20 protein-coding genes and 2 pseudogenes are annotated in these 21,428 nt (G+C 54.3%); 12 read left to right on the top strand and 10 right to left on the bottom strand.

Annotated features, from left to right (window positions below; all coding sequences use genetic code 11):
* Positions 1–14: 14 nt before the first annotated feature.
* Positions 15–146 carry a hypothetical protein gene (locus B3759_RS16830; RefSeq protein WP_349679285.1) on the top strand — a complete coding sequence of 44 codons (132 nt, stop codon included), beginning with the start codon at positions 15–17 and terminating at the stop codon, positions 144–146.
* 374 nt (positions 147–520) lie between these two features.
* Here B3759_RS16830 and B3759_RS02325 read toward each other — a convergent pair.
* Positions 521–1,424: pseudogene (locus tag B3759_RS02325) on the bottom strand (LysR substrate-binding domain-containing protein).
* Positions 1,425–1,625: 201 nt separating this feature from the next.
* Between B3759_RS02325 and B3759_RS02320 the strand changes: the two are divergent.
* From B3759_RS02320 to fdhD, 11 genes and pseudogenes are all read left to right on the top strand, one after another.
* A pseudogene (locus B3759_RS02320) lies at positions 1,626–2,239 on the top strand (NAD(P)H-dependent oxidoreductase).
* A 432-nt stretch (positions 2,240–2,671) separates the two neighbouring features.
* Entirely contained in the window at positions 2,672–4,105 is a 1,434-nt protein-coding gene (locus B3759_RS02315) for a cytochrome ubiquinol oxidase subunit I (RefSeq protein WP_291363223.1), read from the top strand.
* Positions 4,106–4,108: 3 nt separating this feature from the next.
* The gene (gene cydB / locus B3759_RS02310) at positions 4,109–5,128 is read left to right on the top strand and encodes a cytochrome d ubiquinol oxidase subunit II (RefSeq protein WP_099349150.1); all 1,020 of its coding nucleotides are present in this window, start codon (positions 4,109–4,111) and stop codon (positions 5,126–5,128) included.
* A complete protein-coding gene (locus tag B3759_RS02305; RefSeq protein ID WP_291363220.1) occupies positions 5,115–5,264 on the top strand; it encodes a DUF2474 family protein in 150 nt (49 codons plus the stop codon). The genes cydB and B3759_RS02305 overlap by 14 nt, the downstream gene beginning before the upstream one ends.
* A 53-nt stretch (positions 5,265–5,317) precedes the next feature.
* Entirely contained in the window at positions 5,318–5,779 is a 462-nt protein-coding gene (locus B3759_RS02300; RefSeq protein ID WP_291363265.1) for a nitrate reductase associated protein, read from the top strand.
* Between the two features lie 4 nt (positions 5,780–5,783).
* Entirely contained in the window at positions 5,784–8,087 is a 2,304-nt protein-coding gene (locus tag B3759_RS02295; protein ID WP_291363218.1) for an FdhF/YdeP family oxidoreductase, read from the top strand.
* Positions 8,088–8,158: 71 nt separating this feature from the next.
* Positions 8,159–9,232: a GTP 3',8-cyclase MoaA gene (gene moaA, locus B3759_RS02290; RefSeq protein WP_291363216.1), complete on the top strand. Its 1,074-nt coding sequence runs from the start codon at positions 8,159–8,161 to the stop codon at positions 9,230–9,232.
* Between the two features lie 93 nt (positions 9,233–9,325).
* On the top strand, positions 9,326–9,934 hold the full coding sequence (locus B3759_RS02285) for an NTP transferase domain-containing protein (protein WP_291363214.1): 609 nt from the start codon (positions 9,326–9,328) through the stop codon (positions 9,932–9,934).
* Positions 9,922–10,164 carry a MoaD/ThiS family protein gene (locus B3759_RS02280; RefSeq protein WP_291363212.1) on the top strand — a complete coding sequence of 81 codons (243 nt, stop codon included), beginning with the start codon at positions 9,922–9,924 and terminating at the stop codon, positions 10,162–10,164. The genes B3759_RS02285 and B3759_RS02280 overlap by 13 nt, the downstream gene beginning before the upstream one ends.
* Entirely contained in the window at positions 10,161–10,586 is a 426-nt protein-coding gene (locus B3759_RS02275; RefSeq protein WP_291363210.1) for a molybdenum cofactor biosynthesis protein MoaE, read from the top strand. Before B3759_RS02280 ends, B3759_RS02275 begins: the two co-directional genes overlap by 4 nt.
* A gap of 39 nt (positions 10,587–10,625) precedes the next feature.
* A complete protein-coding gene (fdhD, locus tag B3759_RS02270; protein ID WP_291363208.1) occupies positions 10,626–11,432 on the top strand; it encodes a formate dehydrogenase accessory sulfurtransferase FdhD in 807 nt (268 codons plus the stop codon).
* Between the two features lie 28 nt (positions 11,433–11,460).
* On the opposite strand, the gene B3759_RS02265 is transcribed toward fdhD, so the two are convergent.
* From B3759_RS02265 to B3759_RS02225, 9 genes are all read right to left on the bottom strand, one after another.
* The gene (locus tag B3759_RS02265; RefSeq protein WP_291363206.1) at positions 11,461–13,026 is read right to left on the bottom strand and encodes a glycosyltransferase family 61 protein; all 1,566 of its coding nucleotides are present in this window, start codon (positions 13,024–13,026) and stop codon (positions 11,461–11,463) included.
* Positions 13,027–13,101: 75 nt separating this feature from the next.
* On the bottom strand, positions 13,102–14,016 hold the full coding sequence (locus B3759_RS02260; protein WP_291363204.1) for a glycosyltransferase family 2 protein: 915 nt from the start codon (positions 14,014–14,016) through the stop codon (positions 13,102–13,104).
* Positions 14,017–14,762: 746 nt separating this feature from the next.
* Positions 14,763–15,488, bottom strand: coding sequence for a flagellar basal body L-ring protein FlgH (gene flgH / locus B3759_RS02255; RefSeq protein WP_291363202.1), 726 nt, complete (start codon positions 15,486–15,488; stop codon positions 14,763–14,765).
* A 30-nt stretch (positions 15,489–15,518) separates the two neighbouring features.
* Positions 15,519–16,514 carry a flagellar basal body P-ring formation chaperone FlgA gene (flgA, locus tag B3759_RS02250; RefSeq protein WP_291363200.1) on the bottom strand — a complete coding sequence of 332 codons (996 nt, stop codon included), beginning with the start codon at positions 16,512–16,514 and terminating at the stop codon, positions 15,519–15,521.
* Entirely contained in the window at positions 16,511–17,296 is a 786-nt protein-coding gene (flgG, locus tag B3759_RS02245) for a flagellar basal-body rod protein FlgG (RefSeq protein WP_291363263.1), read from the bottom strand. Before flgG ends, flgA begins: the two co-directional genes overlap by 4 nt.
* A gap of 46 nt (positions 17,297–17,342) precedes the next feature.
* Positions 17,343–18,083 carry a flagellar basal-body rod protein FlgF gene (gene flgF, locus B3759_RS02240; protein ID WP_291363198.1) on the bottom strand — a complete coding sequence of 247 codons (741 nt, stop codon included), beginning with the start codon at positions 18,081–18,083 and terminating at the stop codon, positions 17,343–17,345.
* A gap of 92 nt (positions 18,084–18,175) precedes the next feature.
* Complete coding sequence (ubiM, locus tag B3759_RS02235; protein WP_291363196.1) at positions 18,176–19,402, bottom strand: 5-demethoxyubiquinol-8 5-hydroxylase UbiM; 1,227 nt, start codon at positions 19,400–19,402, stop codon at positions 18,176–18,178.
* Between the two features lie 12 nt (positions 19,403–19,414).
* The gene (locus tag B3759_RS02230; protein WP_010668453.1) at positions 19,415–20,020 is read right to left on the bottom strand and encodes a nitroreductase family protein; all 606 of its coding nucleotides are present in this window, start codon (positions 20,018–20,020) and stop codon (positions 19,415–19,417) included.
* Between the two features lie 131 nt (positions 20,021–20,151).
* Positions 20,152–21,423, bottom strand: coding sequence for an MFS transporter (locus B3759_RS02225; RefSeq protein WP_291363261.1), 1,272 nt, complete (start codon positions 21,421–21,423; stop codon positions 20,152–20,154).
* Between the last annotated feature and the right edge of the window lie 5 nt (positions 21,424–21,428).

The following is a 21,428-nucleotide window of genomic DNA, read 5'->3' as shown; positions in this document are numbered from 1 at the left end:
ATTGTGATTTCCTGTTGCGCGTTATTGCAGAAGACCTTCCAGGACTGCGACGTTTTCAGAGTGAACAGCTTGCGCGGATCAAAGGCGTGCGTAGCATGAAGACCGACATCCCCCTCCTGAAGGTCAAGAACGCAAATTTTGCATAGGGTGAGGCTTATTCTTGGTGGCGAGATATAACTTTTCGGCCGCCGTCATGGTGACGTCTGCATTTGACGCAATGTTCTGGGTATGACGACCTTGGTAATTCACGAACGTCTGGATCGCCCTGCAGTAAAATAAACGACTGAAGTCGGGACGTGGGCCGATTTCTACAGAATACAAAAGTCGGCATACCGCGTGAGGAATCAGAAGAACTCGTTTACGGTGCCATTGAGGGGAGTGGTCGTTCGCCAGTTCACAGGTCCCGCTGGCGTGGTTCCCGTCTGCCAGCACCACTGCGGTAATCCTTGCGTAATCTTTACGCGCCGCCGAGGAGATATTCCGGAACTTCGAGCGCGACATCGGATGGTCTTCATGCAGGTTAGGCGCGCATATATGTCTGAAGGCGCGGAATAACGAAGTCAAGAAACACCCTCACGCGCTGGGGTGCCTGTTTGCTGCCCAGATAGAGCGCATGGATCTCCTCTTCGTCCTGCGCGTCCGCATGAGCCAGAACCTCAACGAGACGGCCGGCCTTGAGATCATCGCGCACATGATAGTCGCCAAGCCTCGCCAGTCCCGCACCCCGTAGGGTCAGGCGTCTTACCGTTTCCCCGTTATTGGCGAGCAGGGGGCCTCGGACGATACGATCGGCAATGCGGCCTTTCTCCTGTAGCGGCCAGACAGGGGCCGCACGCCGGAAATTGAAGCCGAGGCATTTGTGGCGGTCCAGATCATCAATGCTTTGCGGCGTGCCGAACCGGCTTAGGTAATCCGGCGATCCAACAATCTTACGTCGTGCCGTGCCGATATGCCGGGCTGTCAGATTTGAGTCCTGTAACGGTCCGACCCGAAAGGCGACATCAGTGCGATCAAGATAAAGGTCCGTCAGTTCATCGGAGAGCGACAGGTCAACGACGATATCTGGATAGGCGTCCCAGAATTCTGGAAGGAGAGGTTCGAGCGCGAGCGCTCCAAAGGCCACCGAAGCATTGATGCGCACAGTGCCGTCCTGGCCGAACTGATCCTGTTGTGAGCGCATGTTCCATATCGTCAAGTTCGGCGATCAGCGCCTGCGCACGCTCGTAGTAAAGCTGCCCTTCCGGTGTGACGGAAAGGCGACGTGTCGAACGTTCGAGCAGGCGTACGCCAAGGCGTGTTTCAACGCGGGCAATCAGTTTGCTGATCGTCGAGGGCGTTGTCATCGATAGACGCGCTGCTTCGGAAAAACTGCCGCTTTCCACGACACGCAGAAACATCTGCATTTCGCCAATCCGGTTATCCATCAGCGCCCCTTTGATGAAACAGGTTCTATGGAGAAGCGACGGATTATCAAAACCTGTCAAGTTCATCATGTTCCGTAGGGAACAGATGCCGCTCTCACTGCTGATGTGCCGAGACGCCATCATATTGAAAATTCTTTCGGATAATCGGCTCTGAATTCTGGTCAGGCGTATCCGGGATACTTTTTGCGGGACACTATTGTGATGAAAAATATTCTCCTCCTGAATGGCGGAAAGGCTTTCGCCCATTCTCATGGTCGTCTGAACGATACGCTGCACGACGCCGCCCTTGCGGTCCTGTCGGACGCGGGTTTCAGCACGAGGCAGACAAAGATCGACGCTGGGTACGACATTCAGGCGGAAGTTGAAAATATTCATTGGGCTGATCTGGTCATCTACCAGATGCCGGGCTGGTGGATGGACGCTGCCATGGACCGTCAAGAAATATATTGATGAAGTTTTTACTGCCGGTCATGGCACGCTTTACGCCAATGATGGGCGCAGCCGCGTCACATCCTGAGCGCAAATACGGTTCAGGCGGCCTACTGCAAGGGAAGCATTACATGCTTTCCCTGACATGGAACGCTCCCGAAGAGGCCTTTGTCGATCCGGCCCAGTTCTTTGAAGGGAAGGGGATTGATGCGGTCTATTTCCCTTTCCACAAGGCCAATCAGTTTCTGGGGATGACTCCACTTCCAACGTATCTGGCAACGAACGTCATGAAGGAGCCACACGTTGACCAGACGATCGCGCGCTATCGTGCCCACCTTGCAGATGTTCTTGGCTTTGTTCCGTCTAAGACTGATGTCGCATGGTAATGCAGAGCGCAGGATCGTCCCGGCAGCATGACCTTCACGACCCGGGATAAGATCCTTTATCCGTTCCCACTGGTTGTCGCTCAGACAGTACCGACGCATTCACGCGCTCTCTGAAAACAGTGAAAAAACACCTCAGATCAGATGGAAGTACAAGCCTCACGCTACCGAGCGCGAACTGACCACGTATCCTGAATTATAACCATATCTAATAGAATATAGATCATAATATAATCTACGCATATAATACTATAAAGAGAAGGTCTTGGACGGGTGAGTCGGAATGGCCTTTAAATAATCCCGAAATGAACAGTGCAACAATTTGACGCGTCATCAGACGGCTACTGGATGACTGCTTCTGACTGTCGACGCAGGTTCACCCTTTATAAATAAAAGGCGTCTTTTCAGATGTCGAAAAGATCTTGGATGTTATGAATGCAGAATGCTCATGATATAGCGTTCCTTCTGGCACGTTTTCAGTTCGCCTTTACTGTTGGCGTTCATATTATCTTTCCAGCCTTTTCAATTGGTCTTGCCGCATACTTGGCTGTTCTCGAAGGATTATGGCTGGCAACCGGTCGGCAGGTTTTTCTCGATCTCTACCGATACTGGATCAAGGCCTTCTCCGTCGTCTTCGGCATGGGAGTCGTGTCCGGTCTGGTCATGGCTTACGAATTCGGCACGAACTGGTCGGTGTTTTCAAAGAAGGCGGGACCGATTACCGGCGTCCTGCTGTCCTACGAAGTCATGACCGCTTTCTTCATGGAGGCCGGCTTCCTCGGCGTGATGCTGTTCGGCATGAACAAGGTGGGACGAGGGTTGCATTTCGCCGCGACCTGCTGCGTCTCGGTCGGCACGCTGATCTCCATGACCTGGATTCTGGCGTCCAATTCTTGGATGCAGACACCGCGCGGTTACCGGATTGACCCGGCCAACGGACAATTTCTGCCAGATGACTGGCTGGCCATCATCTTCAATCCGTCCTTTCCGTTCCGCCTTGTGCATATGGGGCTGGCGGCCTTCCTGTCGGTGGCTTTTGCCGTTGGCGCAACAGGCGCGTGGCACCTCCTGAAAGCGCGACGGCAGGGCAGGATTTCAAGCGAGCCCGTGCGTGTCATGTTCTCAATGGCCATGTGGATGGCGGCCATCGTCGCGCCGCTCCAGATTCTTGCAGGCGATGCTCACGGACTGAACACGCTGAAATATCAGCCTGCCAAACTGGCTGCGATGGAAGGCGATTGGAACAGCGAAGGACGTGCGCCGGAACTGCTGTTCGGTATCCCAAACATGAAGACCGAGCATACGGATTACGCCATCGGAGTGCCGCTGCTGGGATCGCTGATCCTCACACACAGCCTCGACGGCAAGGTGCCGGGAATGAAGGATTTCCCCCGTGACCAGCGGCCGCCGTCTCCGGTCATCTTCTTCTCGTTCCGTATCATGGTGGCTCTGGGTGTTCTCATGATGCTGGTCGGGTTCTGGTCGCTTTGGCATCGGCGGAACAGCACGCTCTTTACCAGCCCGGCCTTTCATCGCGTGGCGCTATGTATGGCTCCCGCCGGGTTTCTGGCCCTGCTGTGTGGCTGGATAACCACCGAGGTCGGTCGTCAGCCCTGGACCGTTTACGGACTTCTGCGGACTTCACAGAGTGTTTCGCCAGTCGTGCTGTCGAGCATGGTGGTGTCGATGACCGTGTTCGTCGTTGTCTACGTCGTCGTTTTTGGTTCGGGTCTCGGCATTCTTGTCCGCATGCTTGGCCGTGAACCCGAGGAAGGCGAACACGACGCCGATCCGTCCCATGCCTCCGATATTCTGGCGACGCGAACCCATCCCGCCATCGTCGATGCTTCTGCTGAGAAAGGTGCTTGAAAGATGATGGATTTTGCACACTGGCTGCCGATCATCTGGGCCGTTATCCTGATCGCTGCGATCTCGATCTATGTCATTCTTGACGGGTTCGATCTCGGCATCGGCATGCTGTTCATGCTCGAACGGGACGAGACACGACGCAATGTCATGATCAGCACGATCGCTCCGGTCTGGGACGGTAACGAGACGTGGATGGTTCTGGGGGGGGCCGTGCTCTACGGTGTTTTCCCCGGCGCTTATGCCACGCTGCTGCCTGCCTTCTATCTGCCGATCGTGCTGATGCTGGTTGCCCTGATCTTTCGTGGTGTCGCCTTCGAATTTCGCGTGATGACCAGAGGCACACCCCGCGCACGACACTGGGATCTTGGTTTCATGATCGGCTCGGCGGTTGCCGCGTTCTGTCAGGGATCGGTCCTCGGCGGCGTGATCCAGGGCGTCAAGGTTACTGACGGCGCTTTTTCAGGCGGATCACTCGACTGGCTGACACCATTCACCATCCTTTGCGGACTGTCGGTGATGTGCGGTTATGCCCTGCTTGGCGCAACGTGGCTGGTATGGCGGACGACCGGCGTTCTGGAAGCTTCTTGCCGTCACTGGGCGGGGCGACTGGCGATCGGGTTGTTCACATGTATCGTCGCTGTCAGCTTCTGGACGCCCCTGCTGCATGCGCCCTATCTCCGCCGCTGGACGGAATGGCCGAACATCCTGTTCGTGGCCCCGGTGCCTGTACTCGTGATCGTGTTTGGTCTTCTGCTGGCTGCAAGTCTGCGAAAAGGGCATTCTCGTGTGCCGTTCCTTTGCGCTCTTGGCTGGTTCTTTCTGTGCCTGTCCGGTCTGGGCATTACCGTATGGCCCTATGCCGTGCCGCCGACGCTGACCCTGTGGGACGTGTCGTCGCCGCCTTCCAGCCAGTTCTTCCAGCTTGTCGGGACCGTCATCCTTCTGCCGATCATCCTGACCTACACAATTTACTCCTATCGCGTGTTTCGCGGAAAAGTGTCTGAAGCCGATGGCTACCATTGAAATTGTAAAGGGTGACGGTTCGCGGGCGTCCCGTCACCTGAGCATCCGGTTGGCGTGGCTTACCGCCATCTGGATTGTCAGTACCGCCGCATTCTTTATCGCAGCCTCGTTACTTCATCTTCTGGTGCCCAAATGAAAAATGCATCTCTCCTGATGGCCGAAAGAGCAGGCACAATGTCTGAAAGTCCCATGATTTTCGAATTTGAGCGTGATTTCGCCGGTTCGCTGCGTTGTATTCCCATGATCACGCGGCAAAAGCTCGATATCGTTGGCATCAAGATGACGCTTCGTCAGTGGAGCCGGCTGTCGCGTGAGGAACGGGGCAGGCTTGTGGAGATGCGCTGCGATACGCCCGCGAAACAGGAAGCATACCGTGCCCTTGTTCTGGATCTGATTGCGGCACGGGCGGATGAGCCTGTCCGCTTTCTGCCACCTCTGACGTTTGAAGACTGGCGCGAGGCGGATCAGATGCCGGACGCGGTATCGACACAGGCAGAGGCGGACGGTGTGCCCGCTCCCACGCCGCAGCAGTGGGCCGGGCTATCGCCGCTTGAGCGATTTGCGCTGATCAAGCTCGCAAGATCGAAGCATGAAAATGAAAATTTCGTGCCTGCATTGAAAGAGTTCGGCATCCTTCAGGGAGAGGGTTGATATCATGAACAAAGAAAAAGAATCTGAATTCAAGCCCTATCATCATCCTGCTGGTGGATGGGGAGCCGCGAACGCGACAGCCAAGGTCCTCATGGAACAGAGCGTTCTGGTCAAGGGATCACGCGGTCTGCTGGCAATGAACCAGCCGGGCGGCTTCAAATGCCCGAGCTGCGCTTTCCCTGATCCCGATCATCGCAAGACACTTGAATTCTGCGAGAACGGCGCCAAGGCGCTGGCGCATGAGGTGACCAAGGCGCGCGTCACGCGGGAGTTCTTCGCCCAGCATACTGTCACCGAACTGATGGAGCGCAGCGATTACTGGCTGGAGATGCAGGGGCGTCTGACCGAGCCGATGCGCTACGATGCGGCAACCGACAAATATGTTCCGGTCGCATGGGACGATGCGTTCGCGTTGATCGGCAAGCATCTTCAGGCGCTCGACAGCCCGCATCAGGCGGAGTTCTACACATCCGGCAGAACGGCCAATGAAACGGCGTTTCTCTATTCCATCTTCGTACGCGAGTTCGGGACCAACAATTTCCCCGACTGTTCGAACATGTGCCACGAGCCGACATCGCGGGGACTGCCGCCAGCCATTGGCATCGGCAAAGGCACAATTGTCATGGCCGATTTCGAACATGCCGAGGCAATCTTCGTTATCGGACAGAATACGGGCACCAATTCCCCGCGTATGATGACAAACCTCGTGGAGGCCCGTAAACGCGGCGTTCCGGTCGTGCTGATCAACCCGATGCCTGAACGCGCGCTGATCCGCTTCACCGAGCCGCAGGACATCCTGCAGATGGGGACATTCGGTTCAACCGCGATTTCCAGCGAATTCGTGCATGTGCGTATTGGCGGCGATCTGGCCATTTTCAAAGGCATGATGCGCGCGCTGTTCGAAGCCGAAGAACGTGGCGAGAAGGTTCTGGATCAGGACTTCATCGCGGAACACACAGCGGGACTGGAGGCGCTGCGTGCGGATGTGATGTCGGTCTCGTGGGCGGATATCACCCGCATATCCGGAGTGTCTGAAGAACAGATCCGTCGGATTGCCGGAATTTACGCCAAATCGAACGCGACGATCATCTGCTACGGGATGGGGCTGACGCAGCATCAGGAAGGCTCTCACCTTGTTCAGCAGGTGGCGAGTCTGCTTCTTCTGAAAGGAAATTTCGGAAAGAAGGGTGCCGGTATCGCCCCGATCCGGGGGCATTCCAACGTGCAGGGCGACCGCACGGTCGGCATCGACGAGAAGCCAACGCAGGCCTATCTGGACCGCGTGCGGGATGTCTTTGGCTTCGAGCCGCCGCGTGAGCACGGTCATCATGTCGTTGAAGCGGTCGCGGCCATGGAAGAGGGCACGGCAAAGGTTTTCTTTGGCATGGGCGGAAACTTCGCCCGCGCCATTCCGGATACCGAGCGTTCCTATGCAGCGATGGGACGGCTGAACCTGACGGTCAACGTCACAACCAAACTCAATCGCGGTCATCTGGTTCACGGCAAGGATGCACTGATCCTGCCGGTCGTGTCTCGCTCCGAGATCATCCGGACATCCAAGGGAGAGCAGTTCGTCACCATCGAAGATGCGATGTCGAACGTGACCCCGTCGCGCGGTGTGTTCGAACCAGTCAGCCCGGATGTGAGACCGGAAACCGAGATCATCTGCCGCATAGCAATGGCGACGCTGCCTCATTCGAAGACAGCGTGGGCAGATTATATCGAGGATTATACGCTGATCCGTGACAGGATTGCGGAGGTCTATCCCGAGATTTACACCGGTTTTTCGGAGAAAATGAAAGATCCTCACGGTTTTCATCTCGATATTCCGCCGCGCCGACGCGTGTGGAAAACGCCGAACGGCAAGGCGAACTTCATCGTCATGCCGGGACTTGAAGTCAACGACGTCATCGAAGATCCGGCCATGCTGCGTCTAGCGACGATCCGCTCGCATGATCAGTACAACACCACGATCTACAGCAACAGTGACCGGTATCGTGGTGTGTACAACAATCGCCAGGTCATTTTCATGAACAAGGAGGACCGTGAAGATCGGGGGCTGGAAAACGGAGCAGTCATCGGTCTGGAAACCTATAGCGAGGACGGACGCCGTCGGTATGTCGATGGGCTGACAATCCTCGATTACCCCATGCCGCGTGGCGCTATCGCGGGATATTACCCGGAACTCAATCCGCTCCTGCCGCTTGATTTTTATGACGAGATCAGTGGCACGCCAGCCGCCAAAGCCATTCCGGTTAAAGTGGTGCCGAGTATTGCCTCGGCAGCGCCAATCCGGATCGCCGGCTGAGTATGTCCCATTCAATGCGGCGTTATCCCTCTGGGGATAATGTCGCGGATGGAAAGCGAAGACCTCAGAACATGAATGCAGAACTCTTGCCGAGCGTCAGGCTCACAAAAGACCAGATCAATCGACCGCTCAGGGATCTGCGAATTTCCGTGATGGATCGGTGCAATTTTCGCTGTCCCTATTGCATGCCGGATTCGATTTATCATGAAGGTTTCAGTTTTCTGACGCCTGCTGAACGGCTGAATTTTGATGAAATCGAACGGGTGGCAAGAGTTGCGGCTGAATTGGGCGTGACCAAGTTGCGGCTGACCGGAGGAGAACCGCTGCTTCGTCCAAACCTGCCGGAACTGGTGGCGCGGCTTGTGCGGATTCCGGGGATCGAAGATATCGCGCTCACGACCAACGGGATGCTGCTGGCGCGTCAGGCTGCGGTGCTCCGTGCAGCAGGTCTGCACCGTGTGACCGTGAGTCTCGATAGTCTGGACCCGGCTGTGTTTGCGCGCATGAGTGGGGGACGCGGTGATCTGCAAACCGTGCTGGATGGTATTGAGGCTGCGCGTGCAATCGGTTTTCCACATGGAGTGAAGATCAACACGGTTGTGCAGCGTGACGTGAACGATGCGGGTGTCCCGAAACTTCTTGCACACTTCCGGCATACGGATGTGATCGTACGCCTGATAGAATATATGGATGTCGGCAATCGCAACGGCTGGGACCGTGCTGACGTTGTAACCTCGCGCGAGATGATGACGCGGATCGATGCGCTCTGGCCTCTTGATCCGGTGTCCCCCGCCTATCGTGGCGAAGTCGCTACCCGTTACCGCTATGTCGATGGTGGTGGAGAGATCGGGTTCATCTCCTCGGTCAGTGCGCCGTTTTGCGGAAATTGCTCGCGGGCGCGGCTTTCTTCGGATGGGCAGCTATTCACCTGTCTCTTCGCCACGAAAGGCACCGACCTGCGGACAGTCCTGCGTGATGCCGATCAGGGGGGCGAGGATGAGCCGCTCCGACAGGCGCTGGCGGGCATTTGGCATCGTCGCACCGACCGATACAGCGAAGAGCGTCAGGAACGACGGTCCCGGGCTGAAGCTTCTCCTGAGGATAGGGCGGAGGGAAAAATTGAAATGCACTATATCGGAGGGTGATGCGATGAATGGTGAAAGGTCGGTTTTCACTCATGACATGGTAATCCGCGAGGTGCGTCTTGTCGGTAAGACGATGTCTGTGACTGCGGTTTTATGAAGCCTCTTTACGGACTTGTCCTCGCAGGTGGTGTCAGTCGGCGCATGGGACAGGACAAGGCGGCGCTTGCTTATGAGGGGCGGCCACAACTTGACCGTGCGTTCAGCCTGCTTGCGCCGCGCGTCAGCCGCTGTTTCGTATCCCTGCGGGAAGACCAGAAAACCGATGCCGTGAGATGCGTTTATCCTGGAATAACCGACAGGTCTCAGGAAATCGGACCTGCCGCAGGTTTGCTCGCGGCTCATGAGGAATATCCTGATGTCGCATGGCTGATACTGGCATGCGACCTGCCGTTTCTGGATGCGCCAACGCTTGACGCGCTGATTCAGGTCCGTCGGGAGGACTATACGGCTGTTGCGTTCCGAAGTGAGCATGACGGGTTGCCGGAACCGTTCTGTACCATCTGGGAACCAGAGGCTCTGGAAATATTATCTCATCTGGTAGCGTCTGGCAGGGTCGGGCCGCGGCAGGCGCTCCTCAGCGGTGTTACGGCTCTTTTACCGCCATGCACGCCCGGTGCACTCGACAATATCAATACACCCGAGGAGCGGGAGCAGGCTGAAGTCAGACTTGCCCGCTGTCAGGAGCAGATATGCCAAGGATAGAACTCGAATATTTCGCACAACTGGGTGAACAGGCTGGTCGTCGCGCTGAAACGAGAGAGACGTCGGAGACCACGGCGGGGGCGCTTTATGAGGAACTTCGTGCGGCATACGGCTTCGCGCTTCCTGCCGGGCAGATGCGTGTTGCCGTGAATGCGGCTTTCCGTCCCTGGACCCAGAGTCTGAAAGAGGGGGACCATGTGGTGTTCATTCCGCCGGTCAGTGGCGGATGAACCGCTTTCTGATTGCCGATAGGGCCGTCGACATCGGCGCACTACGGGAAACGCTTCTGAAGCCTGAGGCTGGCGGTTTCTGCACTTTCGAGGGATGGGTGCGGCAGACGAACGACGGAAGGCTCGTTTCAGCCATCGAGTATGAGGCGTTTGCGCCTCTGGCCATTTCCGAGGGACGGTCCATTCTCGACGAGGTGATGGAACGTTTTGACATCACGGCGATCTGTGCGATGCATCGGACGGGTTATCTGCCGGTTGGTGATCTCGCCGTATGGATCGGTGTTGCCGCACCCCATCGCGATGCCGCATTCAAGGCCTGCCGTTACGTCATTGATGAGATCAAGCGTCGCGTGCCGATTTGGAAACGTGAGCATTATGTGGATGGTCAGATTGAATGGGTAGCCTGTCATCATGTCGGCTGAAACGGCAGGTCTATTCGGTACGGGCGGTGGCTGCACGCCATGATTCCCTTATTTCATACAAGGAAAGTGACGAGCCTTGATCATCCGGAGGGAGAGGTCGACCTGAACATTGCCGACGAGGTGCCGGTCAAACTCGTCTTCAATGGAATGTTTCCCTACGGCGTGATGATGCTGACGCCGGATCATCTGACGGATTTCGCATTTGGTTACTGCCTGACGGAACGCATTATTGAGAGGGCGGAACAGATCCGATCGGTCGTGATGTCGGAAGACGAAGATGGTCCGACGCTTGATATCACGGTTTCGGGTGACTGCCTTTCGGCGTTGCTGCGGCGCAGACCCCGAGTCCAAACCGGGCATTCGAGCTGTGGTATCTGTGGCAGCGACGATGTGCCCTCAGTGGATGCGAGCTGTCAGTCACCTTTTGCGCTCAATCCCAAGGTTTCGTCGGCTGCGATCTGTCGTGCGTTACAGGATCTTGACCATTGGCAGACACTGAATACTGCGACACGCATGGTCCACGGAGCAGCGTGGGCAAACAGGGAGGGCGAGATTCTTCTGATCCGGGAAGATATCGGTCGCCACAATGCGCTCGACAAGCTGATCGGTATTCGTATGCGCAACGGCACACTTTCCGACGACGGAATCTGTCTGCTGACCAGCCGTTATTCCTATGAAATGGCGCTCAAGACAATATGCGCGGGCATGACCACTGTTGTCGCAGTATCAGCCCCGACTGAGCGTGCTTTTCGGCTGGCTGAGCGGACGAACCAGACGTTGATTGCAATCGCCCGGCATGACCGGCAGTTCGTCTTTTGCGGCGGTGAACGTCTAACAGGGCGATGACAGCGTCGTTTTTGTAATGAAGAATTTTCTAAAATATAGATACCTTCTCCAAAATTGATTCTCTTCCTGATATATGAATTTGTTTCTTTATTAAGGAGATTATTTTGTCATAACGACCGCAAGAAATAATATTATTGTCCTTTTCTAACCGAAATTTTTCCCACTCACCGAAATCGGTTCCTTTTATAACTGCTTTATTGTTTTCATTAATCAGAGAAGATGTCACCATACCTTTTTTCTGAAAAGACATGCCGCAAAGGCTTTTATCGCCAAGGAAATCCAGCATCAAAACCGGCGATAAGCTATCATTCATGCCGTCAATGTGCAGTAAAGGCGCATCTTTATGAGCTACAATCAGGAATATGGTATTTCCTGAGATAAATGCATGTACTGAGTGAGTAAAAGGCGTGCCGTTTCCACTGTTGCCAAACCAGATCGTGCTTTCCTGTGGATGAACATATGCCTCTAACCCTTTGTAATCATAGATTTTATATGGACCATCAAGATCCATCGCCTGTGAGGGAATATTTTCTTTTTCCCAGTCTGAAAATTCATAAAGAAAGTTGTTTTCTACTTTTCCAGAGACCCAATTATCAATAAATGATAATAATTTTTCGGGATTGAGGACAGAAAAAGAGCCACCAAAATGTTCCTTTCCTTCGATCGAATAGTTTTCTATGTGGTAGTAAGAAATCTTTGCTGCGTTGACAGCATCAAAAAGAGCATATGATCGGTTGATTTTTTTTGAAAATGACAAAGCAAGGCCGTTAGTGCCCTTACTAAAAGCGCTATTATGAAATGCAGATCCAACAAACCCTGTTATGTTTTTATTTCTGAAAAGAGAAAGCTGATCACATAAAGATAAATTCTCGGGACTTACAATGGAAAATCCATTTTTCATTAAAGCCCCTGATATCTCCTTTTCATTTTTTATGTACAATCCCCCATATTTTAAATTTTCTCTGGTAAGATATACATTTTTTATTGAACGCAATTCTGGATCAGAATGCCCAGTCGCTTTATCGCCAATTGATTGATAAAATTTGGCCAACTCTTCATTTACGCAATTCCTATCCATCATAGGAGATTCTGCGACAATAAGATTTTTAATAATTACCGGAAACATAAAAACTATAAGATCACTTTCATCTATATCAAGAAGAAATAAAAATTCACGAAACCAAGACAAGGAAAGAATTTTTTCTCTACTTAGAGGGCTATTCAAAGCAATTTTATAACCAATATTTTTAAATTTTTTGTAGTTCCACCACCGAGGTAGTGTATCCATTATAAAATGACCGTAATGGCCTACAAAAAAACCGCCCCAATAAACATCTGAAACAGAAGGAAAAGCACTTCTGGGATTGAATTTCCCAAGAATATAATGGTTTTTCCCCATCACATAATCTAGTTCAGGTCCCCTGAATAGAGAACCTGCTGATATGATACGACCATATTTATCATAAATACCAGAAAAATCCTCAAGTAGCCTTTCACTGGAAGGGATAGCGAGAGCTGTTTTATATTCAAACACTTCCATGTCTTTACTAAGAAGATCATATGACAGATTTTCACGTTCACATGGGACAATCATGAATATTCCTTCGTGTGGGCTCGGAAATATTAAAATATAAAAAGTAAATGCATCACGCAAACATGGAAAAATTACTTAAAATTTTCTGTTTTCCCGTAAGCCGTGCTCAATATAATGGGCAAAACTATCCCAGCCAGAATGCGAAATATCGGGGTTTAAAGAGAGATAACTATCGGCATTAAAAACAGTTCCAGCGAGGGGAGGTGCTTCCATTTCAAAAAATCCAGTTCCAAATTCCTGTAAGAAATCCCTCTTTTCCTCTTCATTGTTCCACGCAGAACGGTAGATAGGCTCTTTCTGCAAAGCGGTCAGAAGATTTGCATTTCGCTCCAGATCGGCTTCCTGGCCAGAGCTCTTTGCTTCCTTCAACTCAATACCGCTGTCCATTAGATAAAATCTATTATGCATTTCTCCATTCCAGAGAACGCGCACTCCCCCAAAACCAGCTCTTAAAAATCGCAGGGAGAAATCTGTATGTTCATGCCCGTAACGCCCAAATCGGGTATCCATATAACCCACAGATGCCAAAGCTTTCGCATTCTGCGCTAGCAACATGCCGCCGATCATGTGCCCCACTCCCAGATTCATGGCGGTCATCGGACGCCGTGGGGACGATCTGTCATAAAAATGAGGCACATAATTTACATGACCAACACGGTAGCTGCCGTAAGCCCACTCTTGTGCCCAGCCAAACATATTTGGAAAAACATCATCATCCATTAAAATAATGGAGTCTGCTTTGCAAATGTTTGAGAAAAAGAAAAGCCCTCTATTTTTATTCCAGGCAATGCCTTTATTGATACCGCCTATAACTGTGACTCCTAATTTTTTTAAGGCTTCAATTGTTCCATCTGTCGATCCATCATCGCATACAACCAGAAAATAATTCTCTTTTGTTAGTTGTCGTATTCTTTCGACAAGAGCACAAACCATTTCTTTTCTATTGTATGTTGTAATTGCAATACCTATCTCGCATGCTTTCGGAATCATATCTGTTTCTTTCTGTTTTAACGAGTAAAGTAAACAAACTCATAAATTATCTTATTTGTTTATACTGAGAATTTCGGGATTTTTCAAGGTTCTATCAGAGTTGAAATGAGGGAGAGTGTTTGATTCTCAGTTGGGTTTTGTTTGCCGTAAAGCAGTATGACTATAAAATATTGTGATCAGTTAATGGACTTCATGCAATTGGCCATAATCCTGACTTTGTCACAAGATTGGGAGGCATGGCTTTCTATTGGTGATATGGCGTGTTGTGACATGACTGAGCAGATTCTTATGAGGACTTTTTCATGCGGGGTGAACGAGAGACAAATGTAGTATGAGATATATCTGGTGACATTGATTCTGATGTTTAGCCGCCTGGATGTAACTTCTTCTTACGAAAGCTCAAACCTTTGAGGACGGTAAGGGGATTTTGAACCAGTCTTTGGTATTGCGAAAACTCTCATGTGTTCAAAAGATTCTGTCTGCATAGACGTGTGAAAGTCACGACAGTATGCCCTTTTGTTTTGCGCACAATGGAGTTGAAAAATAACGGGATGAATAACGTCATCGCTAACGCGTCAGATTTGGCATTTTTCGTCCCAAGCTACCTGATTGGACGGGCAATCAGGTAGATTCCATGGTCCAGGAAAGAAACTCTACTGTATCAGGAGGAGTAGAGATTTCATCACTCCTGATAAAATATGTATATTAAAGGATACATGAGTGGGTAATGTCAGGCATATATGCTGTCAGAATGGCGCAACAGCATCCAGTAATTGCTGGCCATACCGTGGTGTTTGAAGAATGGAGAGTTGTCCTCGCCCACCATAGGAAATCCGGGCTTCAGCCATGCGGTCATGAGTAACTGTGTTGTCTGCTGTGATGTCCTGTGGCCGGACAACACCCGTTACCTGTAGTTCGCGGAGTTCGCTGTTCACACGGACTTCCTGCCTTCCCACGACAACGAAATTACCGTTAGGGAGGACTTGTGTGATTGTGCCTGCTACCCTGACGGTCACAGTTTCGTTTCTGCTGATCCGTCCGGCGGCGGTGTTGCTGTTGTTGCTGGATGTTGAAAGAGCGCTGGAACCCGTGATGTGGGAAATGGCCTTGCCGTGGAAACCGAAAAGGCTCGGTATACCCATGCTTTCGCTGCCGCCGCCACTTGCGCTTGTATTATCAACCATTGTGGCATTGTCTGTGATGTCGACAATAACAGTCACAAGATCACCGACCTGTGCAGCACGCTGATCCTTGAAAAACGCTCGGCTTCCCGGTCTCCAGAGGCTGGCGACCTCAGCTGGAGGTGGCTGCAGGGGAGGCATGGGCATCGTGACAGGTCTGTAGGTCGTGTCGCGTGTCGGATCCTGTGTCCGCGTCATTGCCGGAGGATGTCCGATTTCGCTCAGACTTCCAATGCCACCATTACAGGCTGACAGGCTGAGGAGGGGAAGAAGCAATAAAGAACGTTTCATGAAAAAAAATCTGATCCAATCTGGAAATGTCTAGATATTTTTCGGCGCCCTGATTCCTGCAGAGCGCATCTCTCTGGAATCGGCAGGAGTTGGAGCCGTTCCAGGGGTTACCGCGATGCGTGTCCTGTCGATAATCTGACCAACAACGACCATTCGCGATGTGGGATTCAACGCATGAATCCGTTCGCCCTGAGCGCCGGAGTCCAATGCTACTCCTGCTGCGGTAAGATGAAGGCCTGATGAAGAAACATCGAGAATAATAGGCGACCCTTTTTCAATAAGATCGATACGCGATGTCATCTCGGAGGTAAGGGGTGTGTGGGCACGAACGGCCCGTCGTGTGGACTGGCCAATGATATCGGCGGGATCAAAGATGGCTCGGGTTGGCACTGATCGTGAATCGACCTCGGCGATTTCAATGTCCGGCTGTTCGATAATCTGTCCTGCAGGCAGATCGGTGCGTGCTGTCACAACCTTTACACGGGAACTGACTGTTCCATCCGCACGGAACGACTGCGTGGAATCATCGGATGTGATGGAAAAAAATGCTGAAAACCTGCCATGCGAAGCATCGTAAACAATGTTCGATAATTGCGGATTATTCGCCAGTTCGGCTGCGACCGTTGGTCCGGAAAAGTTTGTGAGTTCGATGGTGGCGCTATCCGAAACGCCTCGCGTCTTTAATCCATCGACGATCAGCGGCATGATGTCATCACGTGACACCGTATGGCTGGCTCGAGTGAGCGTAGCCTGCGCCAAATCAGACATTTCCGGCCAGTCAATGCCGTATTGCTGGGCAATCGCCTGTAGCTGCGGCGCGCTGATAGTAAGGCTTTGTCCCGGCGCAGGGGCGGGACCAAGATCGCAATCCTGATCGGGTGCGATCCCATTGAAAAGGTCTGAGAGTTTTACCTGTGAATGATGCAGCACGCTTGTCCGACGAAGACTCGCTGCATCCGCGGGAGCGATGTTCAGGCATCCCCCCACAAGGCATGCGGCAAAAAAATGAAGGGCTATACGCCTCATTTCAGTCCTGTCAGGGTCTGCAGCATTTCATCGGAGGCCGTGATAACTTTACTGTTCATCTCATAAGCGCGTTGGGCGGTGATGAGATCCGTGATTTCAGTCACCACGTTGACGTTGGATTCTTCGACATAGCCCTGCCGGACATCACCGAAACCAACACTCTGTCCTGTGCCAGTGATGGCGTTGCCGGAGGACTGGGTCTCGGTGAACAGGTTCTGACCCATGGCGGCCAGACCGTTTTCGTTCTGGAAGGTCGCCATCTGGAGCTGACCGACAACCGTTGACTGGGTCTGACCTGAAACTGTCACCTGCACCTGACCGGTCTGATCAACCGTTATGGTCTGGGCGTTGTTCGGGACCGTAATGCCGGGACTGACAGGATAACCATCCGCTGTCACGATCTGTCCGGTGTCGGATAGGGAAAACGTGCCATCACGGGTATAGGCATATTCACCGGAAGGCAGGGTGACCTGAAAATATCCCGGACCCTCAATGGCAAGATCCAGACTGTTGTTTGTCTGCTCCAGCGTGCCCTGCACGTTGATTCGGTAAATGCCCGCCGTGCGGACACCAAGGCCCACCTGTGCGCCAGCCGGAACCAGAGTGCCGCTGTCGGAACTCATCGTGCCGACACGACGCATGTCCTGATAGATCAGATCCTGAAATTCCGGACGGCGACGCTTGAAACCCGTCGTCGTCATGTTGGCGATATTGTTGGCGATGACCTCCACATTCGTCTGCTGGGCCTGCATGCCGGTTCCGGCAATATCGAGAGAACGCATCATGTCGGTAAGCTTTCGTCTGTGTCAGATCAGGATGGAAGGCGGGTCAGGATTGGGTCTGGGTGAGCTTGTCGATCGCATTCTGGCGACGTGTTGATTCACTCTCGACAAGATTGGCCGTAATCTGGAAATCACGTTGCAGCTCGACGAGATTTGTCGTCTCGCTCATCATGTTGACGTTGCTGCCCTCCAGCATCCCCTGCCGGAGTTCCTTGACGTCCAGTTGTGTCGTTGGCGTGCTTGCCCGGAAAAGTTCGCTGCCTTCTCCGTGCAGGTCATGGTTGTTGGCCACCCGGACGAGGCCGATTTCCGCAGCCACACCATTTTCCGTGGACAGGGTGCCGTCTGAGGCAATGCTGACGGTGCGATCCTGAGGGCGCAGCACGATGGGCTGCCCCGTGCGGTCTAGCAGGGCGTGACCGGCAGCATCCGTGACGCTTCCGTCGGACAGGCGCTGGAAACGACCGTTGCGGGTCAGGCGCACGCCCTGCTCGGTCATCACGGAGAAGAAGCCCTCGCCGGTGATGGCGATGTCGAGCGGGTTGCCGGTCTGCGTGAGAGCGCCCTGCGTGAAGTCACGATAGGTCGCGCGGTCCTGCACATAGACTTCCGGATTCTCGCCGGGCGCATGCGGACCGTCCTTCAGCCTTGAAAGATAATCGGCAAATTGAACGTGCCCTGATTTGAAGCCAGCGGTTGAACCGTTTGCAATATTGTTCGCGAGCACGCTCATGGCGCGTTGCTCTGCGTCCATGCGTGACAGCGCGATATAGGTCGTGTTGTCCATGCGGCAGACGTCTCCTTCTGGAGACACAGTGCCGTGTAAAAATTGACAAACAGTTTCCCCGGACAGGATTCGCCTGTCCGCTTCATCCCGCGTCAGGCGGCGGGGGAGCGATCCATCAGCATGCCGGTGACGGCTGATTTCAACGGCGGAAGAGCATCCGCAACCCGAAGGCCGAGGCTGCGGAGCAGACGGAACGGGACGGCGTCGTGCGTATAAAGCGTCGCAATTCCGTTCGTGGCGGCAAAGAGCGGCATCGTGGCTGCGCGATGTTTCTTTTCAAAACGACGCAGCACCGCCGCTGATCCAATGTCCTGACCGCGGGAAAAAGCCGCTGCCACTTCGCCAGCCAGAACTTCCGCGCCACGCAGGCCCAGATTGAAGCCATGCGCTGTGATCGGGTGCATCCCGACAGCGGCATCCCCCAGAAGCGCCAGCCGTCGGGCGGCGAAGCGATGGGCATAGACACATTTGAGCGGATAGGCGTGTCGCGTGCTGACCAGCCGCATGGCACCCAGCCGATTGCCGACACGCTCCATGACCTCGGCATTGAACGCATCCTGCTCGGTGTGCATCAGGCGCTGGATTTCGGCAGGAGGAAGCGTCAGGACCAGTGAAGAAGCATGTCCGTTCACCGGCAGAAGCGCGATGGTCTGCCCCTCGGCAAACCACTGGAGCGCGACGTTATGATGCGGCAGGTCATGCGCCATACGGCAGACCATCATCATCCGTTCGAAATCGTGGATTACGGCCCCGATTCCGGCCCGACGCCGTGTGGGAGAAAAACGCCCATCGGCGGCGATGACTAGCCGTGTCCGCACCCGACGAGGCTCTGCCCCCTGACAGTGGACCACAGCAGTCGCCGTATCCTGACGCACGGTTTCGACCGTGACGTCCGGCAGAAGGGTAATCCCCGATCGCTCGGAAGCTTCGGCATACAGGGCGCGGCGGATCATGTTGTTCGAGACCAGCCAGCCGAGAGGCGCTTCCTTGGTTCCGGCGGGCCGATCCGCTTCAAAGATCAGGGGATGATTGCCGCGTCCCGTCTCGATACGGGCCTCGTTCAACGGGCAGATCACACTTTCCGGGATGTGCCGCCACGCGCCCAGCCGTTCGAGCAGCGCCCGCGCGTGATAGGTCAGAGCAATTTCCCGGCCATCGAAGGAAGGCTCGGCCCAGACTGCTCCGGGAGCGCGTTCCAGAACGGCCACCGAAAGGCCAGCGGCGTCCAGCGCCAGCGCTGCGGCAAGCCCGACAGGACCGCCTCCAACGATGGTGACGTCGTGATCCGGGGCCATATCGTGATCGGAAAAGGTGCTCATGACGACCAGTTCTTAATCCTTGTCGGCGTCGAAGGAAACCGGTTCGCCAGTCCACTCGGCCACGTAAGGCGCGACAGGGCGACGTTTCGTTTCATGATCCTTCTTCTCCGGCGTGCCGACAAAGAAGAAACCCGCCAGCGCATGAGGGGCAGGGAAGCCCAGTTCTTCCGCCAGCACCGGATCATAGGCGACATCACCGGAGACCCATACCGCGCCATATCCAGCCGCATGAAGGGCATTCAGAAGATTCATGCCCGCAGCGCCGACAGCGAGTTCCTGTTCAAGCAGGGGAATCTTGTCATCAGGACGTAGATGCATGCCCAGAACAATGGTCATCGGCATGGTGGAAAAACGCTTGTAGCGCTTTTCCAGCTTCTTCGGGTCCGGGTCCGCATGGAGCCGCTTCATGCTCTCGACAATCTTTTCCGCGAGTTTGACGCGCGCGTCGCCCTTGACCACGACCAGCCGCCAGGGGCGCAGCTTGCCGTGATCGGGCGCACGCATGACGGCTGAAAGGATTGTCTCCAGTTCCTCACCCTTGGGGGCGGGCTTGGTCAGGGCATCCGTGGAGGAGCGGGACAGAAGCGACTCAAGCGCGATATGGGCGTGTTTGTTCATGGGAGGACTCCTGCGAGGGAAGATCGAGGTAGGACACCATGAAGTAATCGTGGAGGGAAGCCAAATGCGAGCCGTTCTCGACTTGTCGTTTGGTATGAGCTCTCCTGTTTAAAAAACGTAACTCTGCCTGCTCAGCTTCCATTATCCGGCAGGGTTGAGCCCCGCGCCGGAAGCGTCAGCGCCGTGATCAGCGTGCAGCAGGCGCAGGCCGAGACATACCACGCAAACCAGCCTTCATGACCCGCATGTCGGCACCAGAGCGCGATATATTCCGCTGTGCCACCGAAGACTGACACAGTCACGGCATAAGGGAACGCAACACCCAGTGCGCGGATACGGGTGGGGAACAGTTCGGCTTTCACAATGGCGTTAATCGAGGTGTAGCCCGACGCCATCAGCAGGGCGACGGTGATCAGGGCGAAGGCCCCGAGCTTGGAATGGGTGTCAGCCAGCAGGGTCATCAGCGGAACGGTGCAGAGTGTTCCAAGAACGCCAAACGCAATCAGCAGAGGTTTGCGACCGACCCGGTCCGACACTGCGCCGAACAGCGGCTGAGCCACGGCGAACACCAGCAGCGAGGCGGAGGAGATCAGCGTCGCCTCGTCCTTGCCGAAGTCCAGCGAGTTGGCGAGGAACTTCTGCATGTAGATGGTGTAGGTGTAGAACGCGACCGTGCCTCCAAGCGTCAGACCCACGACCGTCAGCACGGCGCGCTTGTGACGGAGCAGAACTTTCAGGCCGCCACCTTCATGCGCCTGCTCGGATTTCTTGAAGGCCGTGCTTTCCTCCATGTTCCGACGCAGCCAGAAGATCAGAACAGCACCCGCTGCGCCAAGCAGGAACGGGATACGCCAGCCCCATGCATTGATCTGTTCCGGCGTCAGAAACAGATATTGCATGAGCAGGAGCACGGCCATTGCGCCCAGTTGCCCCATGATCAGCGTGACGTAGAGAAACCCGGACCAGAAGCCACGATGCTCGGGCTGTGAGACTTCTGCGATGTAGGTTGCCGAAGCGCCGTATTCTCCTCCCAGACTCAAGCCCTGAACCAGACGCGCCAGAACGAGGATGATGGGAGCAGCAAGCCCGATCTGGGCATAGGTCGGGCAGAGGGCTATGGCCAGAGAGCCGATACACATCGCGCCGACTGACAGGGTGAGGGCGCGTTTGCGGCCATACTGGTCGGCGACGACGCCCATCAGCCAGCCGCCGACGGGGCGCATCAGGAAGCCGACGGCGAAGACGGCTGCCGTGTTCAGCAGTTCGGCGGTGTGATCATGTCCGGGGAAGAAGGCGTGCGCGAAATAGAGCGCAAAGGCCGAATAGACATACCAGTCGAAATATTCGAGCAGATTGCCTGCCGAGCCGGAAAAGATGCCGCGCAGACGCTGGAGGTTGGTCATCTGGT

The organism is Acetobacter sp. UBA5411 (assembly GCF_002409645.1).
Classification (GTDB): Bacteria; Pseudomonadota; Alphaproteobacteria; order Acetobacterales; family Acetobacteraceae; genus Acetobacter.
Note: the sequence above shows the minus strand (reverse complement) of the source record. Positions and strands in the feature narration are given on the sequence as shown.